Below are 24,553 nucleotides of genomic sequence, written 5' to 3'. Positions count from 1 at the left end.
TATTTTTGTAGTACAATGGACAGGTTTATTATGTATCGGAAATATAGGAAATGTATATTTAATGGAGGTGCAGTTAGTCGTGGCAGAACAATGGATCTATTTGGATGGTCAGTATGTAACCAAGGAGAATGCAAAAGTTTCGGTTTATGACCATGGATTTTTGTACGGAGATGGAATCTTCGAAGGTATTCGGATTTACAACGGCAATATTTTCAGATGTAAGGCTCACTTGGATCGCTTGTATGATTCGGCAAAATCCATCAGTTTGAATATTCCGCTGTCATACGATGAGATGCTTGAAGTGATGGCTGAAACGGTGCGCCGCAATGATATGCGTAACGGTTATATTCGTCTGATCGTCTCACGCGGACCAGGGAACCTGGGCCTTGACCCGACGCGTTGCCCTAAAGCTTCCGTGATCATTATTGTAGAACAGCTAGCAATCTATCCGGAAGAAGCGTATCTTACTGGATTGAAGGCCGTCTCCGTATCCCAGCGTCGTAACATCCCGGATGCGTTGAATCCGAAGATTAAATCCCTTAACTACTTGAACAACATCCTTGTCAAATTGCAATCGAACTTTTCGGGTGCAGGTGAGGCTATTATGCTGAACTCCCAAGGCTACGTAACCGAGGGTTCAAGCGATAACATTTTCATTATCAAAAACGGTGTGGTGTATACCCCTCCTTGTTACCTTGGAGCACTTGAAGGCATTACACGTCAAGCGATTATCGATCTGTGCGTAGAACTGGGTATTGAATTAAAAGAAGTGCCTTTCACGCTTCATGATGTGTACATTGCAGATGAGGTATTCTTCACAGGAACAGCAGCGGAAGTTATTGCGGCGTGCGAAGTGGATGGCAGAACGATTGGTTCTGGTGTAGCAGGCCCGGTTACGTTGAGGTTACTTGAGGCGTTCCGCCAGATTGTGGATAAAGACGGCTACAAGGTGTGGGAATAATTACTACGTCGAATTGAATAAATAACAGGAATTCTCCTTGTCCGATAAAATGTAACATGCCTCGCGTATGTGGGATTTTAGAAGGCGGGAGGATTTTTTTTGTTCAAATGATGTCATTAGCCCGGTTGCTGCATAGGATGTAGTAACGGTATGGGCGAATGTACTGCCCAAGTATGACGTCTAGGAGGTTAGTTCCCTGTGAAAATACACATGGTGAAAAAAGGCGACACCTTATATCTGCTGTCACAAAAATACAATGTAGCGCTGGACAAATTAATTGCGGCCAACCCGCAAATTGCTGATCCCGACAAGCTGGACATTGGTATGAAGGTCAAAATTCCCGCACAACCAGTAACACCAAAGCCAGAGGGCGTACTGCACAGTCACAAGGTAGTTCAAGGAGATTCGTTATGGAAGTTGTCACAAGCCTGGGGTGTTCCGTTGAAAGACATGATCAATGCGAACCCACAATTAAAGAATCCAAATGCTCTTCTGGTTGGAGAAACCGTCTATATTCCTTCCATGCATACGCAAGGGAATCAGGCTGCGAATCCCAACATTGGTAATATTGGTGCGCAAGAAAAATTATCACCTGAAGGCAAAGAGTACACGGGCGTAAAAGAAGAAACGGCACCTGTCGTACCCTCTCCCCCTCCTCAGGCAGTTGAAAAGCCAGTTCCTGTACCAGCTCCAACACCTGTTGCCCCGGCTAAGCCTAATGTCATGCCTGAATTGGAGGCTTTGCCGCAATTGCCTGAAATGCCTGAAATGAAACCCGAGAAGAAAATGGATAAAAAAGAAGAGATGAAGCCAGAGGTTCAAGTCCAACCTGTGAAAGAAGCTAAAAAATCTCCATTGCCTAATCTTTCACCTGAAATGATGCCTTTACCGGTAATGCCTAACATGGAACCGTCTGTGAATAATGCACCAGCCACGAAGGCTCCTTGTGGTTGTGGTCAGAAAATGCTCCATGCTCCGATCGAACATCCTTATATGCAAGTCCCGGTGCCAGCACAAGAGGTGTATGCTACTCAGCAAAATAACATGTATACCGCAGGGGTAGCGAATAACTCTCCGTTCCCTGGTGTTCAGGATGTCGGTGCTTATAGCATGGGAGATGTGCCAAACAGCCCGTGGACAGGAGCGGAGCAGTCTTATAATCACAATAACGTCATGCCCAATTTGCCTAATGTATCTCCAGACATAGCAAACAATGCATTTCCAATTTCACCAGCTGGTCAGGTGAACAGCCCTTTCCCGAATCTTGCAGCTGCAAATAACCAAATGAATCATCAGCCGCCATTTATGTCTCCGTACTCGATGCTCCCGTATCCTCCATGCGGTTGTGGATCACATACACATGCACCTCAGTATACTTATCCTACGTATGGTTATCAGGAACCGGTTTGGGGCATGTATGGTCATCCGAATGGTATGCCGCCTGAAATGTCCACATCAGTTATGCCGAATCATCCGATGGAATATGCTTACCAAAATCCGTATCCTACTCAAAATATGGTTCCTCCGTCTCCGCTCGGTGCTTTTGGGGAGATGTACCCTTCTCAGGTCCATGGTGACAATAGTGGAAAAAAGGGAGGGCGTGACAATGCGAACTTAAGTCAGGCTGCTTTTGAAGAGGCAGATCCTGAATCTGAGGCAAAACCGAAATCAACACCACCTAAAAATGGGCTGGCAAAACGGAGAACGAGTAAGACGCCTGCGAAAAGTAAATCGAAGGCATCTGTATCTGGTAAATCTACCAGAGAAGGCTCAGCATCATCTAGTTCACAAAAAACTGCCAAGAAACGTCGCAACCCCTGGATTCAACATTAAAAGTTAACAGAAGAAAGTTTGATTGTGAAAAGTCAGTTCTGCTATGGAGAACTGACTTTTCGCTTTTATAGTTATAGCGAGTAAAGCGATTAAAAAAGACGTGCTTCAAACAGCGGCTGGTTGAGATAAATAGAAATATTGTGGATAATGTTTGAAAGCCTGTTTAGATATATGTTACAATATGAATGCGCTTTAATTTTTAGTTTGTTAACAGGGAAAAGTGGAGTGTATATGCCAAGTTTATAAAAAGTTAAACTATTATAGAAAAATATCTTGCATTAAATTTGGTGATATGATACATTATTTAAGTCGCCGCTGAAACACAGTGTTGACGAAGCTAAACAAGTTTGATCTTTGAAAACTGAACAACGAGTGAGTAAAACATTCTGCTTGCAGAATGAACGTGAAGGTTTTGGTACATGCCATGCGGCTGTATGAAAACTGGAACACAATTGAGATTTTTAATCTCGTCAGATTCAAAATGAGCTTATCGCTCTTATCAATACTTTATTGGAGAGTTTGATCCTGGCTCAGGACGAACGCTGGCGGCATGCCTAATACATGCAAGTCGAGCGGAGTGGATGGAAAGCTTGCTTTCCTGATACTTAGCGGCGGACGGGTGAGTAACACGTAGGCAACCTGCCCTCAAGCTTGGGACAACTACCGGAAACGGTAGCTAATACCGAATACTTGTTTTCTTCGCCTGAAGAGAACTGGAAAGACGGAGCAATCTGTCACTTGGGGATGGGCCTGCGGCGCATTAGCTAGTTGGTGAGGTAACGGCTCACCAAGGCGACGATGCGTAGCCGACCTGAGAGGGTGATCGGCCACACTGGGACTGAGACACGGCCCAGACTCCTACGGGAGGCAGCAGTAGGGAATCTTCCGCAATGGGCGAAAGCCTGACGGAGCAATGCCGCGTGAGTGATGAAGGTTTTCGGATCGTAAAGCTCTGTTGCCAGGGAAGAACGCTTGGGAGAGTAACTGCTCTCAAGGTGACGGTACCTGAGAAGAAAGCCCCGGCTAACTACGTGCCAGCAGCCGCGGTAATACGTAGGGGGCAAGCGTTGTCCGGAATTATTGGGCGTAAAGCGCGCGCAGGCGGTCATGTAAGTCTGGTGTTTAATCCCGGGGCTCAACCCCGGATCGCACTGGAAACTGCGTGACTTGAGTGCAGAAGAGGAGAGTGGAATTCCACGTGTAGCGGTGAAATGCGTAGAGATGTGGAGGAACACCAGTGGCGAAGGCGACTCTCTGGGCTGTAACTGACGCTGAGGCGCGAAAGCGTGGGGAGCAAACAGGATTAGATACCCTGGTAGTCCACGCCGTAAACGATGAGTGCTAGGTGTTAGGGGTTTCGATACCCTTGGTGCCGAAGTTAACACATTAAGCACTCCGCCTGGGGAGTACGGTCGCAAGACTGAAACTCAAAGGAATTGACGGGGACCCGCACAAGCAGTGGAGTATGTGGTTTAATTCGAAGCAACGCGAAGAACCTTACCAGGTCTTGACATCCAACTAACGAAGCAGAGATGCATCAGGTGCCCTTCGGGGAAAGTTGAGACAGGTGGTGCATGGTTGTCGTCAGCTCGTGTCGTGAGATGTTGGGTTAAGTCCCGCAACGAGCGCAACCCTTATATTTAGTTGCCAGCACTTCGGGTGGGCACTCTAGATAGACTGCCGGTGACAAACCGGAGGAAGGTGGGGATGACGTCAAATCATCATGCCCCTTATGACCTGGGCTACACACGTACTACAATGGCCGGTACAACGGGCTGCGAAATCGCGAGATGGAGCTAATCCCACCAAAGCCGGTCTCAGTTCGGATTGCAGGCTGCAACTCGCCTGCATGAAGTCGGAATTGCTAGTAATCGCGGATCAGCATGCCGCGGTGAATACGTTCCCGGGTCTTGTACACACCGCCCGTCACACCACGAGAGTTTATAACACCCGAAGTCGGTGGGGTAACCGCAAGGAGCCAGCCGCCGAAGGTGGGATAGATGATTGGGGTGAAGTCGTAACAAGGTAGCCGTATCGGAAGGTGCGGCTGGATCACCTCCTTTCTATGGAGAATCGTCTTCTGCAATGAAGACATTCAAATATGCAGCTCAGCTGCAAACCACTCACTCGTTGCTCAGTTTTGAGAGCTCAAACTCTCAAAACTTCTCGTTTATTCGACCGACACATCTGTGAACGGCCCGAACCAAACAATTTGTTCTTTGAAAACTAGATATCGAAACGAAACAAACGCGAATTAGAACATTCCTTTTTAGCTGAACTTGTGTTCAACAAGTTTCAATAAAAACGGTAGATTGCACGTACGATGGTATCGGATGGGAGCGACTTTTGGCTTTGCGAAGCAAAACAAGGGAAGCGAGCAACCGAAACCGGAGAACGAGGTTAAGCTACTAAGAGCACACGGAGGATGCCTAGGCGCTAGGAGCCGATGAAGGACGTGGCGAACAACGAAACTGCCTCGGGGAGCTGTAAGCAAGCTTTGATCCGGGGATGTCCGAATGGGGAAACCCAGCTGGGGTAATATCCAGTTACTCATAACTGAATACATAGGTTATGTAGAGGCATACCAGGGGAACTGAAACATCTAAGTACCCTGAGGAAGAGAAAACAATAGTGATTTCGTCAGTAGCGGCGAGCGAACGCGGAGAAGCCCAAACCAAGGAGCTTGCTCTTTGGGGTTGTGGGACGTCTCACATGGAGTTACAAAGGAACCGATTAAGCGAAGAGGTCTGGAAAGGCCCGCCAAAGAAGGTAAAAGCCCTGTAATTGAAAGTCTGTTCCCTCCGAGACGGATCCCGAGTAGTGCGGGGCACGTGAAACCCCGTATGAATCCGGCAGGACCATCTGCCAAGGCTAAATACTTCCTAGCGACCGATAGTGAAGCAGTACCGTGAGGGAAAGGTGAAAAGCACCCCGGAAGGGGAGTGAAATAGAACCTGAAACCGTGTGCTTACAAAAAGTCAGAGCCCGTTTTAGGGGTGATGGCGTGCCTTTTGTAGAATGAACCGGCGAGTTACGTTCCCGTGCAAGGTTAAGGTGAAGAGCCGGAGCCGCAGCGAAAGCGAGTCTGAATAGGGCGACATAGTACGTGGACGTAGACCCGAAACCGGGTGATCTACCCCTGTCCAGGGTGAAGGTGCGGTAACACGCACTGGAGGCCCGAACCCACGCATGTTGAAAAATGCGGGGATGAGGTGGGGGTAGCGGAGAAATTCCAATCGAACTCGGAGATAGCTGGTTCTCCCCGAAATAGCTTTAGGGCTAGCCTCGGAAAACAGAGTCGTGGAGGTAGAGCACTGATTGGGTGCGGGGCCCGCAAGGGTTACCAAGCTCAGTCAAACTCCGAATGCCATAGACTTACTTCCGGGAGTCAGACAGTGAGTGCTAAGATCCATTGTCAAAAGGGAAACAGCCCAGACCATCAGCTAAGGTCCCCAAGTGTGTGTTAAGTGGGAAAGGATGTGGAGTTGCACAGACAACCAGGATGTTGGCTTAGAAGCAGCCACCATTGAAAGAGTGCGTAATAGCTCACTGGTCGAGTGACTCTGCGCCGAAAATGTAACGGGGCTAAACACACCACCGAAGCTATGGCTTGATGCTTTGCATCAGGGGTAGGGGAGCGTTGTATAAGGGTTGAAGGTGTACCGTAAGGAGCGCTGGACATTATACAAGTGAGAATGCCGGTATGAGTAACGAAAAGATCAGTGAGAATCTGATCCGCCGAAAGCCTAAGGGTTCCTGAGGAAGGCTCGTCCGCTCAGGGTAAGTCGGGACCTAAGGCGAGGCCGAAAGGCGTAGTCGAAGGACAACAGGTCGAAATTCCTGTACCACCGTAAATCGTTACGAGCGATGGGGGGACGCAGTAGGGTAGTGACGCAGGCTGATGGATGCCTGTCCAAGCAGTAAGGCTGGTTAGTAGGCAAATCCGCTAACCGTAAGGCTGAGCTGTGATGGGGAGTGAAAATTACAGTAGCGAAGGTCATGATCTCACACTGCCAAGAAAAGCCTCTAGCCAGATGAAGGTGCCCGTACCGCAAACCGACACAGGTAGGCGAGAAGAGAATTCTAAGGCGCGCGGAAGAACTCTCGTTAAGGAACTCGGCAAAATGACCCCGTAACTTCGGGAGAAGGGGTGCCCCGGTAGTGTGAATAGCACGAGGGGGCCGCAGTGAAAAGGCCCAAGCGACTGTTTAGCAAAAACACAGGTCTGTGCGAAGCCGTAAGGCGAAGTATACGGGCTGACGCCTGCCCGGTGCTGGAAGGTTAAGGGGAGTGGTTAGGAGCAATCCGAAGCTGTGAACCGAAGCCCCAGTAAACGGCGGCCGTAACTATAACGGTCCTAAGGTAGCGAAATTCCTTGTCAGGTAAATTCTGACCCGCACGAATGGCGTAACGACTTGGGCGCTGTCTCAACGAGAGATCCGGTGAAATTTTAATACCTGTGAAGATGCAGGTTACCCGCGACAAGACGGAAAGACCCCATGGAGCTTTACTGCAGCTTGATATTGAATTTGGGTACGATCTGTACAGGATAGGTGGGAGCCTTTGAAGCGTGAGCGCCAGCTTGCGTGGAGGCACCGTTGGGATACCACCCTGATCGTATCTAGGTTCTAACCTGGTGCCCTTAGCGGGTACGGGGACAGTGTCAGGTGGGCAGTTTGACTGGGGCGGTCGCCTCCTAAAGAGTAACGGAGGCGCCCAAAGGTTCCCTCAGAATGGTTGGAAATCATTCGAAGAGTGCAAAGGCATAAGGGAGCTTGACTGCGAGACCTACAAGTCGAGCAGGGACGAAAGTCGGGCTTAGTGATCCGGTGGTACCGCATGGAAGGGCCATCGCTCAACGGATAAAAGCTACCCTGGGGATAACAGGCTTATCTCCCCCAAGAGTCCACATCGACGGGGAGGTTTGGCACCTCGATGTCGGCTCATCGCATCCTGGGGCTGAAGTAGGTCCCAAGGGTTGGGCTGTTCGCCCATTAAAGCGGTACGCGAGCTGGGTTCAGAACGTCGTGAGACAGTTCGGTCCCTATCTGTCGTGGGCGTAGGAAATTTGAGAGGAGCTGTCCTTAGTACGAGAGGACCGGGATGGACGTACCGCTGGTGTACCAGTTGTTCCGCCAGGAGCACCGCTGGGTAGCTATGTACGGACGGGATAAGCGCTGAAAGCATCTAAGCGTGAAGCCCCCCTCAAGATGAGATTTCCCAGTATGTAAGACCCCTTGAAGACGACGAGGTAGATAGGCTGGGGGTGGAAGTGCAGTAATGCATGGAGCTGACCAGTACTAATCGGTCGAGGGCTTATCCAATAGCAAGTTTTAAATCGCGTACGTTTCGTTTCGAATCTAGTTTTCAGAGAACAACACTCTGAATGAAGTGAAAATGGGTACATCACCGAGTGTGTGTATGATTTTCAGTTCTGAATGAATGGAAGAAGCTATGCTTCGATCCAATCGCGTTTGGTGGCGATGGCGGAGGGGTTCCACACGTACCCATCCCGAACACGACCGTTAAGCCCTCTAGCGCCGATGGTACTTGGACCGCAGGGTCCTGGGAGAGTAGGACGCCGCCAAGCAAATCTTTCATTTTACATAGAAAACAGGCTTTGCATGTGGACGTTGTACGATGGAATATTTTTTTGATTATTCCCTGATAGCTCAGTTGGTAGAGCACTCGACTGTTAATCGAGTTGTCACAGGTTCGAGTCCTGTTCGGGGAGCCATTAAGGCCCGTTGGTCAAGGGGTTAAGACACCTCCCTTTCACGGAGGTAACAGGGGTTCGAATCCCCTACGGGTCATAGTTATTTAATAACTAAAGAGTGGGATGAGAATCCCAAAGGTTCGTCGGAGGATCAACATCGTTAGCAACTGCTTCGCAGTCTCGAGCGAATTGAGAGTATCCCCTACGGGTCATAGTTACGGAGGCTTAGCTCAGCTGGGAGAGCATCTGCCTTACAAGCAGAGGGTCGGGGGTTCGATCCCCTCAGCCTCCACCATATATATTTTAACGACGCGGGGTGGAGCAGCCCGGTAGCTCGTCGGGCTCATAACCCGAAGGCCGCAGGTTCAAATCCTGCCCCCGCAATTGTAGCTTTCCTAACCGAAAGTGATCTGGAACCGTGGTGTAGTTGGCCTAACATGCCTGCCTGTCACGCAGGAGATCGCGGGTTCGAATCCCGTCGGTTCCGCCATCTTTACAAGCTTCAGGGATGAGAATCCGTTTTGGGGTTCGTCGGAGCATTAACTTCGAGAGCATTCGCTTCGCAGTCTCGAACGAAGTGAGAGTATCCCGTCGGTTCCGCCATCTTTAACTATTTTTATGCGGAAGTGGCTCAGCGGTAGAGCATCGCCTTGCCAAGGCGAGGGTCGCGGGTTCGATTCCCGTCTTCCGCTCCAATATTTGCGCCCTTAGCTCAGCTGGATAGAGCGTTTGACTACGAATCAAAAGGCCGGGAGTTCGAATCTCTCAGGGCGCGCCATTATTTTTCATAGTTTGCCGGCGTGGCGGAATGGCAGACGCGCTCGACTCAAAATCGAGTGGGAAACCGTGGAGGTTCGAGTCCTCTCGCCGGTATATATAACGGGATGTAGCTCAGCTTGGTAGAGCACCTGGTTTGGGACCAGGGGGTCGCATGTTCAAATCGTGTCATCCCGATTCCTAAAAAACACTATCAAATTTGATAGTGTTTTTTTTTGCCTTTTTAAAGTAATCATCATATATAAATTAAGCAGTTCTTAGCTCTAGCTATTCATCCATGCAGCGTTCCTGTGTTTAATAAGGCTGGGTTTGCATAAAGGTTTATCCATTAGGTCACAATAGGTTAAAAAAGTGATTGAAGGGGTCTATGTGAACAGGATTAACTTCAGAAAACAATTAAAGAAACGTTGGCGGCGATGGAAACGAACTTTGTGGATGGCTGCCGCTATATGTGCGGTTACGATATTGGCATACCGTGGTTTATCTATATCTGCAGCAGTTGAACGTTTACTTACAAAGGACTTTGGTGAGGCCGTAAGTGTTATGGGCACGGTTAAGCAAAAGGAACGATCTGCACAGGAGATTCAGATGATTTTTAAACAACTTGAAACAGACGGAGAACCGTTAATACGTGTCGTTTTACAAACGAAATATATTTGTGGTGTTGAGACTGAACAATTGGGCAGAATGGATATTCCTCAACTAAAAAATTTGCTGAATCAACATCCAGAGTGGGAAGCAGAGGTCACTTCATCCGATACGTTACATCTGAATCAAAGCGTGGATGACCTTTCACCAATCTGCAAACAAGAAGCATACATCAGTATCGATGCGGCCGGTAATCTCAATTTGTATGAGGGTAAGCCTGCAGAAGAGAACGTTATTCGGACGTTTTTTCAACTCGATGTAGGTACGCTGGAGAGTTCATTGCCTGAAGGAGTATTAGAACAATTACAGGAAGGTATTCGCATTCAGGATAAAGATGAGTATGACAGTGTGATCTCGACATTTAGTGACTTTGCTGTGGATGAAAAGCATCGATTGCTTCGAAATGGCGGATAGAAACGAAATAAGGAAATATAAGCCTTGTCTCATAGAAGGTCCATTATTAATGGAGAGTTTAGTATAAGATAAGAAAGTCTCAAGAGAAGGACATCGTGGGTATGTCCTTTTTGTCGTTTTTTGAAAACTGCTCTTTTTATGGAACAAAATATTTGAAGAATGCAAACGAATTACAACAAGCTTTGGCATAGACAAAGTTTTTCCTGCCGCAAGGCCTATCTTTTGTTATAATGAAATGAACGATACATATGTTCGCTTTTGTAAGGGAGAGATGGTTTTGCGTTTTTTGGGAATTGACCCTGGGATTGCGATTGTGGGGTTTGGTTTTGTGGATAAGATCGGGAACAAGGTTGTACCCGTACAATATGGATGTATTCAGACGGAGGCTCATACTCCGGATGAGGACCGGCTCCTTCACGTATATGAAGGCATGGTGCAGTTAATTGATAAATACAAACCAGATGCCGTTGCACTGGAGAAGCTCTTTTTTAACCGTAACGTAACAACAGCGATGTCTGTCAGTCAGGCTAGAGGGGTCATGATCCTTGCAGCTGCTCAGAAAGGCCTGCCTATAGCGGAATACACCCCGATGCAGATTAAACAGGCAATAGTGGGATATGGCAAGGCGGAGAAAAAACAGGTGCAGGAGATGGTCAAAATGTTCCTTCGTCTGCAGGTTGTGCCTAAACCGGATGACGTTGCAGATGCACTTGCTGTTGCTGTTTGTCATGCACATTCTTATACACTAAATTCCAAGTTGAATGAGGTATTGCGAAAATGATTGATTTTCTAAGAGGGCAGTTTATACATGTCGAAAGTGATTATATTGTGCTGGATGTTCATGGAGTGGGTTACCGTGTATTCTGCCCGAATCCCTATGCGTTCGCCAAGCAAGAAGGCGAGATTATTGTGTACACCCATCACCATGTGCGTGAAGACGCGATGCTGCTGTTTGGATTTGTTACGCGAGAGGAACAGCGTTTATTCCGCAAATTAATTGAAGTATCTGGTATAGGTCCAAAAGTGGCGTTAGGCATTCTTGCTGGCGGCACGCCTGATCATGTGGTCACAGCTATTTATCAGGAGAATTTGACGTTCCTGACGAAACTGCCGGGTATTGGTAAGAAAACAGCACAGCGTATGATTCTGGATCTAAAGGACAAACTGGATGGTTTCGGCACAGCAGCATATGAAACAGGTCTTTTTGCACCACCTTCCGAAGAGCTTGGAAGCGGATCTGCATGGGATGAGGCCCGTGAAGGTCTGAAGGCACTTGGATATACGGATAGCGAACTAGATAAAGTATGGCTCAAGCTGAAAAAAGATGTAACGACCGCAGATTCTGTGGATGTGTTAATGAAGCAGGCACTGAAAATGTTATTTACGGGATAATTTATTTTCATAGTTGCACTAGAGTTACAACCTGCAAGAAAAGGGTGGGAAGAACATGGATGAACGGATTATATCCGCTAACCTGATGATGGAGGACCAGAACGTTGAATTAAGCCTTCGTCCCCGATATTTAAATGAATACATCGGACAAAATCAGGTGAAGGAAAATCTTAAAATATATATTGAAGCCGCTAAGTTGCGGAATGAAGCACTGGATCATGTACTGTTATATGGCCCTCCGGGACTTGGTAAAACAACACTCGCTAACATTATCGCTAATGAACTTGGCGTAAATTTGCGAACAACATCAGGCCCCGCAATTGAACGCCCAGGTGATTTGGCAGCTTTGCTTACGAATTTGCAGGAGGGGGACGTTCTATTCATTGACGAGATTCATCGGCTTCATCGTACTGTCGAAGAGGTCATGTACCCGGCTATGGAGGACTCCGCTCTGGATATTATGATCGGCAAAGGGCCAAGTGCGCGTTCCGTTCGCTTGGACTTGCCGTCATTTACACTGATTGGAGCTACTACGCGAGCGGGCCTGTTGTCAGCTCCGCTTCGTGACCGTTTTGGGGTCATCAGTCGTTTGGAGTTCTATACCGTTGACGAACTTGCGTACATCGTTTCACGATCCACTGAAATTTTGGGTGTAGAGATTGTTGGGGATGCTGCTGAAGAGATTGCTCTGCGTTCGCGGGGGACACCGCGGATTGCAAACCGTTTGTTGAAACGAGTACGTGACTTTGCCCAAGTGCGCGGTGATGGCATCATTACTCAAGCGCTGGCAGAGGAGGCATTGCAACGGCTGCAAATTGATCCGCGTGGGTTGGACGAAATTGACCACAAGATGCTCAAGTCCATGATTAACAGCTTTCGGGGAGGGCCCGTTGGACTGGATACCATTGCGGCTACGATTGGGGAAGAGTCTCAGACGATTGAGGATGTATACGAACCATATCTACTGCAGATCGGTATGATTCAGCGTACGCCTAGAGGACGCGTAGTAACCGATCTGGCCTATCATCACCTTGGCTTGCCTGTTCCACCAAGGGACGGTAAGTAAGGCTTGGCTTCGGTTCTTTACCTTGTGATACGAGAACTATGGGACAATAAAATGACGAAGATGATATAGTTTGGATATGAGTCAAAAATGGAATTCGTTAAGATTGAAGTTGAAATCTCAAGAGAATCTGACCGATATAAATGAAAGATATGCATGGAGAGGAGCCTGATTGTGGGAAAAGCAATACGTACGAAGAAATGGAGTCGTCGATTGAAGGTACTGGGGGCTGTTCTGTTGACTTTTGGCTGTCTACAAGTGTCTGCTTACGCGGCAGGTAACGATGGACAGTTGATTCGGGTAGCTATGTTTGCGAATTTGGGGAGCACATATAAATCAACAACACCATTGATTACACTTGAATCAACAGGATCTTGGGGGCTTCAGGCTACAGGAGGGTCGAATATAAATCTCCCATCCGGGCAAGCACGTTTTAGTGCAGATGGATTTCGCGTAAAAGTATTGGAGACTGCTGATTTCAAAACAGCCGCAGCTGCAGTGAAATTACTTCAGGCTACCGCTGATAAACCTTTGCTGTTTGCAGCGACGTTCAATGGCAAAACGATTTATCAGCTATACACAGGCAATTATGGAACAGCAGTACTTGCGGGACAAGCCATTACACGAGTGCAGAAGACGGCAGCAGCTCAATTGGAGGGACAACAGCCGATTGTGACAGGAAGCGACCGTTTATCTGCGGGCACGTACCCTTCTCTTCAGGAAGCAGAAGCAGTGCAGGCAAATTTGCTATCAGCAGGATTCACAGCTTATCCGGTGCTGCAGCTAGATGGAAGCAGTCAAACCTATATGGTATGGGTAGGCGAAGCGGCATCTGCGGCGGAGTTATCCACGCTAAAGCAGCGTGTGGAAGCAAGCGTAGCTGGCATTAGCCTCTCTTCTGTAGGTAACAGTGCGGGTTTAATCATTCGCCAGGATGCTGGATTGAGTATGGATGCTATTAAAACATCTCCACATTACACGATTGCAGGTACAGATTCCAAAGTTTTGGTGCAGGGCAGTGGCACCGGTATTAAAGTTGTGGAGCGCTCTCAGCGGACATATCGCGGAGATATGGAGATCAGCATCGTTAACGGAGATCTAGCTTTGGTTAACGTTGTCCCATTGGAACAATATCTATACTCGGTGGTTGGCGCAGAAGTGTATTCTTCCTGGCCGGCTGAAGCACTTAAAGTGCAGGCGGTAGCTGCCCGTTCCTATGCACTTCAGCAGGGAGAGCGTTTCAAGATCGCCAATGTTGTGGATACAACGTTGAGTCAGGCGTATAACGGCATGAATTCCGAGAACGACAAAGTAACCAGTGCGGTGGATGCAACAGCTGGAGAAGTAATTAAAAGTGGTGACAAAATTGTAGAAGCTGTATTTTCATCTAATGCTGGGGGACAAACTGCTCATCCTTCTGAAGTTTGGAACGGTGGGGCAGGCGTATTTACCAATGTAGAGAGTCATGGCGATCTGTCTGCCCAGGCTGGACTGCATACATGGTATCATGTTCTATTGAGTTCAGGTCTGAGCGGATATATCCGAGAGGACAATATAAAAGAATTGACAACAAAGACGGCTGCTGGACTCTCGAAAGCAACAGTAACCGCTCAAAATACAAATGTAAGACCCATCCCTCTCATTCAATCCAATGTTGAACCGGTTGCCAAAATTAATCCCGGCACAGAGATTGTTGTATTGGCAAAAGTGGCTCAATCCAATGACTACGCTTGGGTGAGAGGGCCGTTTACTTCGGCTCAACTGGTCAAGACGTTGCAAGGTAAAACCACTACAACCGCTCCATCCTCTATCTCAACGCTGGAAGTAACCAAGCGTGGGCCATCGGGGAGAGCCCTTGAAGTTACGGCTAACGGTCAGCCGTTAACAGTCAAATATGCTGACACCTATCGCTCTGCACTCGGCGGATTACCCAGCACTTTATTTGATATTGCAGGCACCGGAAGTTATACTGTATTAGGCGCTGACGGCCAAAAAGTCAGCAAAACCGGATCACAGGGTGCGTCTGTATTATCTGCCTCAGGTACGGGCAACTCTTCCAGCAATGCATTGGTTGTAATGAGTGCAGATGGTCAAGCGAGAGCAGTGACACAAGGTCAGACCTTTATGTTCATCGGCCAGGGTAATGGCCATGGACTTGGTTTATCTCAATGGGGAGCCAAAGGTATGGCTGATGAAGGGTATGATTACCAGACGATATTGAAACACTATTATCAAAACGCGACGATTGTTAAGGAATAAAAGACAATGATGTCAAGGAATAAAAAGAATATCAATGCATTAAGGAATGAATAGAACATGAATGTGAACTTATATGATTTTGAATTACCAGAGGAATTAATCGCCCAGACTCCGTTGCTTGATCGCACGGCTTCTCGATTGCTTACTTTGAACAAAAAGACGGGTGAGGTTGCTCATCACCATTTTCCTCATATTATCAACGTTCTGGAGCCAGGGGATACACTGATTTTGAATGATACTCGTGTTTTGCCTGCCCGCTTGTTTGGTACCAAAGAGGACACGGGAGCTAAAGCCGAAGTTCTGCTCCTTAAAAATGTGGAAGGTGACAAGTGGGAAGCATTGGTTAAGCCTGGGAAAAAGCTGAGAGCTGGCGCTGTGATTGTATTTAGTGATGAATTAAAAGCTGTCATTAATGAAGTGGGCGAGATGGGAGCACGTACGTTAACATTTGAGTACAATGGCATTTTTCAGGAGATTTTGGATCGTCTGGGCGAAATGCCGCTACCTCCTTATATCAAGGAGACGCTGGACGATCGTGAGCGTTATCAGACGGTATATGCGAAACACGAAGGCTCTGCCGCTGCACCAACGGCAGGTTTACACTTTACCGATGAGTTGCTGGGTCAGATTCGTGCTAAAGGTGTGAATATTGGATTTATTACTCTGCACGTTGGATTAGGCACCTTCAGACCGATGTCTGTTGACATGGTTGAGGATCATGTTATGCATGAGGAGTATTATTCTTTATCACAGGAAACGGCTGATCTGATTAACCAAACCAAAGAGCGTGGCAATAAAGTTTTTGCTGTGGGTACGACCAGTTGCAGAACGCTGGAGACGGTAGGCAGTAAATTCGAAGATGGTGTGTTGCAGGAAAGCAGTGGCTGGACGAGCATTTTTATCTACCCAGGTTACTCTTTCAAGGTCATTGACGGAATGCTGACGAATTTCCACTTACCTAAATCAACACTAGTAATGCTTGTGAGTGCACTTGCAGGTAGAGAGCATATCATGCATGCCTATGCGGAAGCGATCAAGGAACAATACCGCTTTTTCAGTTTTGGCGATGCAATGTTGATTTATTAATTAACGATTAACTTTAGAGGATGATTATAACCAATGGCAGCAATTACTTACGAACATATCAAAACGTGTAAACAATCTGGTGCGCGTCTGGGACGTGTGCATACACCTCATGGAGTCATTGAAACACCGACCTTTATGCCAGTAGGCACACAGGCAACAGTAAAAACGATGAGTCCTGAAGAACTGAAAGAAATGGATGCTCAGATTATTCTGAGCAATACCTATCACTTATTTCTGAGACCAGGGCATGAAATTATCCGTCAAGCTGGCGGATTGCACAAGTTTATGAATTGGGATCGGCCGATATTGACAGACAGCGGTGGATTTCAGGTGTTTTCCCTTAGTGAGATGCGTAAAATTACCGAAGAGGGCGTACATTTCCGCTCCCATCTGAACGGAGACAAAAAGTTCCTTTCGCCGGAAGTGGCTATGGAAATTCAGAACGCGCTAGGATCGGATATCATGATGGCGTTTGATGAATGTCCTCCTTATCCAGCTGAATATGAATACGTCAAAAAATCGCTAGAAAGAACAAGCCGCTGGGCGGAGCGTTGTCTTGAAAGTCATGCTCGTCCACATGATCAAGGCTTGTTTGCCATCGTACAGGGCGGCATGCACGAGGATCTTCGTCGTCAAAGCGCGGCTGATTTGACTTCCATGGATTTTCCGGGGTATGCTATTGGTGGACTGAGTGTTGGAGAGCCGAAACATTTGATGTATGGTGTATTGGATTATACGGTGCCTTTGTTGCCTTCCAATAAACCACGGTATTTGATGGGGGTAGGTTCGCCCGATGCATTGATTGAGGGATCGATTCGTGGAGTGGACATGTTTGACTGCGTGTTGCCGACCCGAATTGCCCGTAACGGAACAACGATGACAAGCCAGGGACGTCTGGTCGTTCGCAATGCCAAGTTTGCAACCGATTTTGGGCCACTTGACCCGGAATGTGATTGTTACACTTGCCGCAACTACTCCAGAGCGTATTTGCGCCATCTGATCAAAGCAGATGAAACGTTTGGCTTACGTCTGACAACGATCCATAATCTTCATTTCCTACAGAACCTGATGCGCAATGTGCGTAAAGCTATAATGGAAGATCGTTTGCTTGATTTCCGGGATGAATTTTTCGATCAATATGGTCTGCATGACAATGACAAAGGTTTCTAATTGAGGTTTTTGCGGAGCCTATGCAACAAGCAGTAACTGTACGTATAGTCGATAAGGGGGAGTTTTGATGTTTCAAGCAATGACTGCTCAAGCTGCAAATCCTGGTGGTGGAATTTTTTCGTTGATCGTACCTTTGGTATTAATGGTAGCGATTTTCTACTTCCTGATGATTCGCCCACAGAACAAAAAGCAAAAAGCACGCAATGCAATGTTGGGCCAGCTGAAAAAAGGCGATAAAATTGTAACCATCGGTGGGCTTCACGGCACGATTGCTGAAATTACGGATGACGTAGTGGTATTACGTGTAAACGATGTTACCAAGCTTACGTTTGACCGCAATGCCATCAGCAGTGCAGTAAGTCGTGAAACGGCTGAATAATTGTATACATGATGAGAATGAGAATATGCACCCGCATATTCCCGAACAGAGAATCGGATCTGAAGCAGATCCGGTTCTCTTTTTTTGTGGGAGTCAATTTACGATGAGCGTTGTGTGTTAACACCAAAGATGCCACCAAGAGCAGAAAGCAGGAATGCAATAAGCAGCTGCAGGCTGTCTTTCCAGTTAAACGAAGCGTCCAAGGCTAGGAATCCAATGAGGAGCACCAGAAGCCCATAAACGATGCCTGTAATGCCACCGTAATACCATCCTTTCTCACCAGCCCGTTTGCCCGCAATAAAACCACCAATGAGCAGTGACAAACCATGAATCACATAGGTATACGTGGAGAGTTCCTGTTCTCGTAAGCCACTCATCCATAGGAAGAAAGAAAGGACCAACGCGCCGATAAACATCCAGATAAAAGCATGATAGAGACCAGACAAAATTGGATTAGACACCCGAAATGAAAACAAGCGGCGAATCAATTGCATGAAGCAACCCCCTTGTACAAGTTTGAAATTATTACAGTCTATGGTCAAGCCTTCTCACTTATGAACTGATTTCCATTAAATGAACGGTTTATTTCTGCATGAGCATGTCAGGTTCAGGTCAAAATAGGGATTGCACTTGAGATATCTGATTAAATGCTGAAATTCGAAGGAGGTACCTGTCATGAATTTCACTGATATCGGCCCACATATATATCGAACCATACTCATGTATTTTCTGGTTTATTGCGCGATCCGAATTATGGGCAAACGTGAGATCGGCAAACTCTCCATGTTTGATCTGGTCGTATCAATTATGCTTGCAGAAATGGCTGCTTTTGTCATTGAGGATATTAAAAAACCACTCTCTCATGGTATTGCTCCAATGATGACTGTCATTATCATGCAGATTGGCATGGCTTTTATCGGCTTGAAAAGTCGCAAACTTCGTTTGATGATTGATGGAAAACCTACAGTTTTAATCTCTAAAGGTAAGCTTCATCGGGATGAAATGCGTAAACAACGTTATAATTTGGATGACCTGTTGCTCCAATTACGGGAGCAGAACATCGATAGCATAGGTGATGTAGATTTTGCGCTCTTAGAGACAACGGGCAAGCTGACTGTTTTTCCGAAAGATCAAAGTTCTGAAGGGGATTCCTCCGAATCGGGATCTAGCCATGCGTCGCCCAGTAAAAAGAATAGTATCAAATTGAAAGGTTTTCCCAATATCAAATATGAGGGCTTACCCGTACCGCTGATTATGGACGGGAAAGTGCAGGATGAGAATCTGGAGATGATCGAGAAAACACGTTTCTGGCTGAAAAATCAAATTCAGCAAAAAGGCATCCATGATTTCAAAGATGTGTTTATATGTTCGATTGACCATAATGGCAAGTTATATATCAGCGCTCGGGAGGACAAAAAATAAATCTATTTGTCAGAGCGCCGTTTAAACCAAGAACCAATGAACGGAGCGCGGGACAGATCATGAAAATCTATCATTTTGGTGAGGCCCATAATGAGAAAGTATACGAGCAAACCTGCCGCTGGTGCTATAATCATTCGCAGCCAAAATGGAATCTGGGCAGCTGTGTGCTCATAGATGAGCAAGGTCGCAGCACCCATAATCAACATGCCGAATCCTGTTTTAACCCAATCCATCAACTTGAAGCGAAAATTTAATAAATGACGCACACTACGTGCGTGTAGTAGGGTAACAACCATCGAGTTGATACAGATGGCAATGACTGCTCCAAAAATGCCATACTCGGGCTGCGAGGCCAACATTAAAATTAAAGAAATTTTGATAACAGCCCCGATAAATGTATTGAGCAAAGCTTTGCCTGGACGATCAAGGGCCTGCAGCGCTGCCTGAAGCGGTGCTTGAATGTAGATGAACAAAGCAAACGGGGCCATCAACTTTAGCATGCTTCCAATCGATGCATCATCATAGAGCAGCAGACACATCGGTTCGGCAAGCACATACATAAAGACAGAAAACGGCGCTCCCGTGACTAGAGCTAATCTTAGAGCCTGATGCATTCTTTTATGAATGAGCGCACGATCACCCTTTGCGGAAGCTTCAGACAAGGAAGGGACGAGTGATGTTGCGAGAGATGAGGTCAGTGCTCCAGGGAGAAGCAGTAGTGGGATTACCATCCCTTGTAATGCACCATATTGTGCTGTAGCCAGCCCTTTGGCAATACCGGCTATGGCGAGACTCTGGGCTGTTACGATCGTTTCAGCGAGATAAGATAGCGAGCCGACAAGACGACCAGCTGTAACAGGAATAGAGATGGCCAGCAGACGACGGATTAATCCTTTCTGAGAAGGAACAGCCGCTGTAGAGAATTCGGCGTTTTCCTGCCAATTGGAATTAGCTTCTGTTACAGACTTCGATGAGGGCGAGGGAAGCTGTATTTTTTGCCTGGATAGAGGAAGTTCCTGTTCCTTTCTATACCTTGCATAATTCCAGAGCAGAACGAGCATTCCCCCCAGTTCCCCAACCATGGCACCAAGCATTGCTCCAGCGGCCGCATGTTCAATTCCTTTCGGTAGCAACAACCATGCAAACCAGATGACAAAAATGATGCGGATGATCGTTTCGGTGATGGATGAGATCGCTGTAGGCATCATATTTTGCTTACCTTGGAAATATCCCCTGTATACCGCTGAAACTGCAATGATAGCAATCATGGGACTCATGCTAACAAACGTATGATATACTCTCTCATCCGTGAGGACATATTGGGTGATCCAAGGGGCAAACAGGATGCATAGAAACATAAAAACGACACCGAGAGTGAGCGTGAAGCTAAGGCTGATCTGCAAAATACGCTGGGGTGAATAACGGTTGGCACCTGTTTCGGCTTCAGCAACAAGCTTGGCCACAGCTAGAGGAATACCTCCGGTAATCAGCGTCACCAGTACGATAAAAAAGGGATAGCTCAGTTGATAGATACCTACACCCTCTGCACCGATGACTCGTGGCAGTGCGATACGTGGAATGAAGCCAAGAATCCGGTTGATGATACCTGCTGCGAGCAGGATCATGGCCCCCTGAATAAATGTCTGTTTCTTCAAAACTACCCCTCTTTCCCGGTTGAAGGTACAGGTTATCCTCATTGATGGGATTAGTTATCCTCATTGGGACAAAGCCGTTGTACTTCATCCTATGCCGTTCTTTCATCATCTCATGACAACTTGGACACGATTAACAAAAAGAACCATAAACGAGAAGAAGGAATATGAAAGGGTGAGGTCGAATGATGTAGTATTGATGCCGCATAAAGGCTCGGATGTATGAAGGGAGGCTCCCCGTTGGAAGAAATGAATGATGTGGAGTTGGAACAGTCAATAGAGATACTCTGTCGAAGTAAGGCAGAGGAATTAAGGCTTGTCGGTTACGAATATGTCACCAGCAAAGATGTCTGGAATTGCGTCAGTCATAAATACGAAAAACAGGGTATTCCACCGCTTCACCAACTGGTGAACGACATATTGTCACTGAAAGCAACAAGCTTTATGAACTTTATGACGGTGTCTGCATACCGGGGGTCCTCTTTCTAGACGAAAGGGATCTTTTTTGTTGAAAATTGACTGCTTTTTACGGCATCGCTATAATAGGAATATTGAGAACGAAAGGGGATCTAGGAACGGCATGAAAAGAATTATCAGTTTCATTCTGGTTGTGCTTGTCACCACAGGGGTTATGGTGGGTACAAGCCCGGAGCTGCTCAAAAATATAAAATTGGGCCTTGATTTAAAAGGAGGCTACGAGATTTTATATGAAGCAGAGCCGCTCGAAGCAGGGCAACAACTCAGCAAAGCTTCCTTGGTGCAAACAGCCAAAAGCCTCGAAAGCCGTGCCAATGCGCTCGGAACAAGTGAGCCGGAAGTAACTACGGAAGGAAACAACCGAATTCGGTTGAAACTGGCAGGGGTTACGGATGAGGCTGAGGTTAGAGCCAAAATGAAAGAACCCGCTGTTCTGACATTCCGGAGTAAAGCGCCAGATGACAAAGATGGCGAGTTCACTAAAATTGAACTCCGGGGTAATGAGTTTGTCGAAAATGCGGCTAAGGTTGTTTTCACAAATTTGAACCAGCCAATGATCGACATTAAAGTGAAAGACAAAGCCAAGTTTTCTGAAATTACGAAACGTTTGGTCGGACAACCTCTAGCAATATATCTGGACGATCAGTTGCTTTCTGCACCAGAAGTTAAACAGCAATTGACCGACGGATCTGCTCAAATCTCAGGTTCCTACACACGTGAAGAAGCGAATCAGCTTCGTGATACGATTAACCTGGGCGCACTGCCGCTGAAACTTACGGAGAAATACTCCCAAAGCGTAGGCGCAACTCTTGGTAAGTTGTCTCTGGATCAGACGATCAAAGCCGGTTTGATTGGTTCTGTCATCATTCTGATCTTTATGATTGGATTGTATCGCATACCTGGTATCATCGCTAGTTTTGCACTGATCACCCATACGTGGTTAGTACTTGCCATTTTCTATCTTGGAGATTTTGTACTTACCCTTCCGGGTATCGCAGCCTTCATCCTGGGTATAGGTATGGCGGTTGATGCCAACATCATTACGTACGAACGGATTAAGGAAGAGATGCGTAGCGGCAAATCCATTTTGTCATCCGTTAAGGCGGGAAGCAAACACTCCTTCCGTACGATTATCGACTCCAATATCACGACGATTATAGCAGCAGCTGTAATGTTCTTCTTGGGTACTGGTGCGGTTAAAGGCTTTGCACTCGTACTGATTTTCGACATTGTAACCAGTATCATCACGAATATTTTCTTCTCCCGCTTCCTGTTAACCTTGCTTGTACGGGGTAACGTAGTCAAGAAGCCTAAGTATTTCGGTGTGAAGGAGAGTGAAATTCGTGCGCTTTAATTGGAACTATGATTATATAAAGGGCAGTAAGGTTGCCTATATCTTTTCAATTATTCTTACAATTACGGGAATTGTCAGCATTCTTGGCTTGGGATTGAACTACGCTGTTGATTTCCGTGCAGGCTCAAATGTTGACATTTCCGTATCCAAAGCGATTACTACAGAGCAAGTTAATCCGATCATCAAGGAAATGGGTGTCGATGAGGGTGATGTACACATCACACCGGGCGCGGATCGGGTCAATGTTCGTTTTTCCAATGTATTGGACGAAAATCAGGAGAGTAAATTCAAACAGGAATTTAGCAAGCTCGATTCCAAAGCTTCTTATGAGGTCAACACCGTTGATCCGGAGATGGCGAAGGAACTGGAGCGCAACGCCATTTATGCCGTTCTCATTGCGAGTATCGGGATTATGATCTATGTGGCTATCCGTTTCGAATGGCGCTTTGGTCTTGCAGCTGTTATTGCACTCTTCCATGATGCCTTTGTTGTTATAAGTGTATTCTCCATTTTCCGTCTGGAAGTGGATTTGACCTTTATTACAGCGGTACTGACCATCGTTGGTTTCTCAATTAACGATACGATCGTTATCTTTGACCGGATTCGGGAAAATCTTCGTTTTGCCAAGAAGACTACCAAAGCGGAGTTGCGCGAGGTTGTAAATCAAAGTTTGGCTCAAACGATGACTCGTTCCTTGAATACAACGTTCACGGTATTTGCCGCTTCAATCTGTTTGTTCATCTTTGGTGGAGAGTCCATTCGTATGTTCTCCCTTGCCATGGTAATCGGAACATTGTTCGGTGCTTATTCTTCAATCTTCATCGCTGCTCCACTTTGGCTGGTGCTTAAAGGTAAACAAATTAGCAAACCTAAAACAGCGGCAAAAGCTTCTAACTAAACATCGGAATGTAAAGCCGCGTCTGCCAGGCGCGGTTTTGCAGCGTTAAGTACAGAATTAAGGGGGAATCAACATGACAAGAGAAGCTGGCCGATCCGCATACGCGGCTACATGGAGCGGTATCGTCGGAAATATGGCACTTGCAGTCATCAAAACAGGAGTAGGATACATGGCAAACAGCAAATCATTGCTGGCTGACGGCCTGTATTCTGCATCAGAGGCTGCCTCCTCCCTGGTTGCTCTTTTTCCCTCAAGATCTGTACATTCCAGAGGTAAGGTACACAAGGAACGACTAAAAGAACATGCACGGGCCGCAAAACCCGGCATGACGGTTCTCCTAGCAGTGCTTATTTTGATGGGAGGCCTTCAACTGGCTATTTCTGCCTTAAGTAGCTTATCGAGCGGTGAGCTTGAAGCACCAGGAAAGTCTGTTCTTTTGGTTGCTGTTGCAGCTCTTGCTGTGAAAGAAGCTATTTTTCAGTTTCAGTATCGATATTTCCGTAAACGAAATCAGTCCCAGGCGATGTCGTATGCTCTGCAACACCGCCGTGCACTTTATTGTTCGCTTACAGTATTAATTGGCATTATCGGCGCGATGGCTGGAGAAGAGACAGGTTTGAGCCTGCTATTATATCTTGATCCAACCGCTGCGCTTGTTGCTGCAGGTTTCATTTTGTATAAAGGATACAGAATGATTGTAGACACGGTTTATGGTTCGCTTATTCAAGAACTTGAGCAAGAGGATGCTACCGACTACAAGGAAACCGTACAACGGGTGTATGGCATTATCACGATTGAACATTTGGTTGCACGGGAGCAGGAACATGATGTTACCATTGAGTTAGTTATTAGTGTAAATCCCAGAATCTCCATTCTGGAGGCGCAAGAAATTGCGAACCGGGCAAAGGCGTTATTGTTAACTCGTTTCAGTCATGTAAAAGAAGTTCAGATTCAGGCCATACCTTATGATCCTGGATATCCTTATAAATCCAATCATGAACTGCCCGATCATGAAGCGACATTAATTCAGTAATGACGCAAAGGTCTCGTAG

At 46.8% G+C, this 24,553-nt stretch carries 17 protein-coding genes, 9 tRNA genes and 3 rRNA genes; 27 read left to right on the top strand and 2 right to left on the bottom strand.

Annotation, left to right across the window (positions count from 1 at the left end; translation table 11 throughout):
* The first annotated feature begins 79 nt into the window (after window positions 1-79).
* From ilvE to yajC, 22 genes are all read left to right on the top strand, one after another.
* The gene (gene ilvE / locus AC1VYS_RS22350) at window positions 80-961 is read left to right on the top strand and encodes a branched-chain-amino-acid transaminase (RefSeq protein WP_482911517.1); all 882 of its coding nucleotides are present in this window, start codon (window positions 80-82) and stop codon (window positions 959-961) included.
* Between the two features lie 198 nt (window positions 962-1,159).
* Window positions 1,160-2,794 carry a LysM peptidoglycan-binding domain-containing protein gene (locus tag AC1VYS_RS22345; protein ID WP_482911516.1) on the top strand — a complete coding sequence of 545 codons (1,635 nt, stop codon included), beginning with the start codon at window positions 1,160-1,162 and terminating at the stop codon, window positions 2,792-2,794.
* Between the two features lie 507 nt (window positions 2,795-3,301).
* A 16S ribosomal RNA gene (locus AC1VYS_RS22340) occupies window positions 3,302-4,857 on the top strand.
* A gap of 335 nt (window positions 4,858-5,192) precedes the next feature.
* Window positions 5,193-8,118: ribosomal RNA gene (locus tag AC1VYS_RS22335) — 23S ribosomal RNA — on the top strand.
* Between the two features lie 149 nt (window positions 8,119-8,267).
* Window positions 8,268-8,384 (top strand): 5S ribosomal RNA (rrf, locus tag AC1VYS_RS22330).
* The 16S, 23S and 5S rRNA genes sit together here with 9 tRNA genes alongside, the layout of an rRNA operon.
* A gap of 71 nt (window positions 8,385-8,455) precedes the next feature.
* Window positions 8,456-8,531: transfer RNA gene (locus AC1VYS_RS22325), tRNA-Asn, on the top strand.
* 4 nt (window positions 8,532-8,535) lie between these two features.
* Window positions 8,536-8,607, top strand: a tRNA-Glu gene (locus AC1VYS_RS22320).
* A 122-nt stretch (window positions 8,608-8,729) separates the two neighbouring features.
* Window positions 8,730-8,805, top strand: a tRNA-Val gene (locus tag AC1VYS_RS22315).
* Between the two features lie 15 nt (window positions 8,806-8,820).
* A tRNA-Met gene (locus AC1VYS_RS22310) sits at window positions 8,821-8,894 on the top strand.
* 28 nt (window positions 8,895-8,922) lie between these two features.
* A tRNA-Asp gene (locus AC1VYS_RS22305) sits at window positions 8,923-9,000 on the top strand.
* 130 nt (window positions 9,001-9,130) lie between these two features.
* Window positions 9,131-9,205, top strand: a tRNA-Gly gene (locus AC1VYS_RS22300).
* Window positions 9,206-9,211: 6 nt separating this feature from the next.
* Window positions 9,212-9,288: transfer RNA gene (locus AC1VYS_RS22295), tRNA-Arg, on the top strand.
* 16 nt (window positions 9,289-9,304) lie between these two features.
* A tRNA-Leu gene (locus tag AC1VYS_RS22290) sits at window positions 9,305-9,383 on the top strand.
* Window positions 9,384-9,390: 7 nt separating this feature from the next.
* Window positions 9,391-9,464, top strand: a tRNA-Pro gene (locus tag AC1VYS_RS22285).
* A gap of 258 nt (window positions 9,465-9,722) precedes the next feature.
* Window positions 9,723-10,349 carry a BofC C-terminal domain-containing protein gene (locus tag AC1VYS_RS22280; RefSeq protein WP_482911515.1) on the top strand — a complete coding sequence of 209 codons (627 nt, stop codon included), beginning with the start codon at window positions 9,723-9,725 and terminating at the stop codon, window positions 10,347-10,349.
* A gap of 277 nt (window positions 10,350-10,626) precedes the next feature.
* A complete protein-coding gene (ruvC, locus tag AC1VYS_RS22275; protein WP_090915614.1) occupies window positions 10,627-11,130 on the top strand; it encodes a crossover junction endodeoxyribonuclease RuvC in 504 nt (167 codons plus the stop codon).
* Entirely contained in the window at window positions 11,127-11,741 is a 615-nt protein-coding gene (ruvA, locus tag AC1VYS_RS22270; RefSeq protein WP_482911514.1) for a Holliday junction branch migration protein RuvA, read from the top strand. Before ruvC ends, ruvA begins: the two co-directional genes overlap by 4 nt.
* 55 nt (window positions 11,742-11,796) lie before the next feature.
* Window positions 11,797-12,807 (top strand): Holliday junction branch migration DNA helicase RuvB, encoded by a 1,011-nt coding sequence (ruvB, locus tag AC1VYS_RS22265; RefSeq protein WP_482911513.1) that lies wholly within the window; start codon window positions 11,797-11,799, stop codon window positions 12,805-12,807.
* A gap of 153 nt (window positions 12,808-12,960) precedes the next feature.
* Window positions 12,961-15,063, top strand: a complete 2,103-nt coding sequence (locus AC1VYS_RS22260; RefSeq protein WP_482911512.1) for a SpoIID/LytB domain-containing protein — start codon at window positions 12,961-12,963, stop codon at window positions 15,061-15,063.
* Between the two features lie 57 nt (window positions 15,064-15,120).
* Window positions 15,121-16,149: a tRNA preQ1(34) S-adenosylmethionine ribosyltransferase-isomerase QueA gene (queA, locus tag AC1VYS_RS22255; RefSeq protein ID WP_482911511.1), complete on the top strand. Its 1,029-nt coding sequence runs from the start codon at window positions 15,121-15,123 to the stop codon at window positions 16,147-16,149.
* Window positions 16,150-16,182: 33 nt separating this feature from the next.
* Window positions 16,183-17,319: a tRNA guanosine(34) transglycosylase Tgt gene (tgt, locus tag AC1VYS_RS22250; protein WP_342552499.1), complete on the top strand. Its 1,137-nt coding sequence runs from the start codon at window positions 16,183-16,185 to the stop codon at window positions 17,317-17,319.
* Window positions 17,320-17,386: 67 nt separating this feature from the next.
* Window positions 17,387-17,698 (top strand): preprotein translocase subunit YajC, encoded by a 312-nt coding sequence (yajC, locus tag AC1VYS_RS22245; protein WP_154888523.1) that lies wholly within the window; start codon window positions 17,387-17,389, stop codon window positions 17,696-17,698.
* 98 nt (window positions 17,699-17,796) lie between these two features.
* Here yajC and AC1VYS_RS22240 read toward each other — a convergent pair whose 3' ends face one another.
* Window positions 17,797-18,192: a TIGR04086 family membrane protein gene (locus AC1VYS_RS22240; protein WP_482911510.1), complete on the bottom strand. Its 396-nt coding sequence runs from the start codon at window positions 18,190-18,192 to the stop codon at window positions 17,797-17,799.
* Window positions 18,193-18,373: 181 nt separating this feature from the next.
* On the opposite strand from AC1VYS_RS22240, the gene AC1VYS_RS22235 reads away from it, so the two are divergent.
* On the top strand, window positions 18,374-19,120 hold the full coding sequence (locus tag AC1VYS_RS22235) for a YetF domain-containing protein (RefSeq protein WP_482911509.1): 747 nt from the start codon (window positions 18,374-18,376) through the stop codon (window positions 19,118-19,120).
* 2 nt (window positions 19,121-19,122) lie between these two features.
* Here AC1VYS_RS22235 and AC1VYS_RS22230 read toward each other — a convergent pair whose 3' ends face one another.
* Window positions 19,123-20,775 (bottom strand): putative polysaccharide biosynthesis protein, encoded by a 1,653-nt coding sequence (locus tag AC1VYS_RS22230; protein ID WP_482911508.1) that lies wholly within the window; start codon window positions 20,773-20,775, stop codon window positions 19,123-19,125.
* A gap of 246 nt (window positions 20,776-21,021) precedes the next feature.
* On the opposite strand from AC1VYS_RS22230, the gene AC1VYS_RS22225 reads away from it, so the two are divergent.
* The 4 genes from AC1VYS_RS22225 (at window position 21,022) to AC1VYS_RS22210 (ending at window position 24,534) form a co-directional block, all read left to right on the top strand.
* Window positions 21,022-21,261, top strand: coding sequence for a post-transcriptional regulator (locus AC1VYS_RS22225; protein ID WP_145332921.1), 240 nt, complete (start codon window positions 21,022-21,024; stop codon window positions 21,259-21,261).
* Window positions 21,262-21,352: 91 nt separating this feature from the next.
* On the top strand, window positions 21,353-22,603 hold the full coding sequence (gene secD / locus AC1VYS_RS22220) for a protein translocase subunit SecD (RefSeq protein ID WP_482911507.1): 1,251 nt from the start codon (window positions 21,353-21,355) through the stop codon (window positions 22,601-22,603).
* On the top strand, window positions 22,593-23,501 hold the full coding sequence (gene secF / locus AC1VYS_RS22215) for a protein translocase subunit SecF (RefSeq protein ID WP_482911506.1): 909 nt from the start codon (window positions 22,593-22,595) through the stop codon (window positions 23,499-23,501). Before secD ends, secF begins: the two co-directional genes overlap by 11 nt.
* Before the next feature lie 73 nt (window positions 23,502-23,574).
* Entirely contained in the window at window positions 23,575-24,534 is a 960-nt protein-coding gene (locus AC1VYS_RS22210) for a cation diffusion facilitator family transporter (protein ID WP_482911505.1), read from the top strand.
* Window positions 24,535-24,553 lie beyond the last annotated feature (19 nt).

Source organism: Paenibacillus sp. G34, from assembly GCF_056856875.1.
Note: the sequence above shows the minus strand (reverse complement) of the source record. Positions and strands in the feature narration are given on the sequence as shown.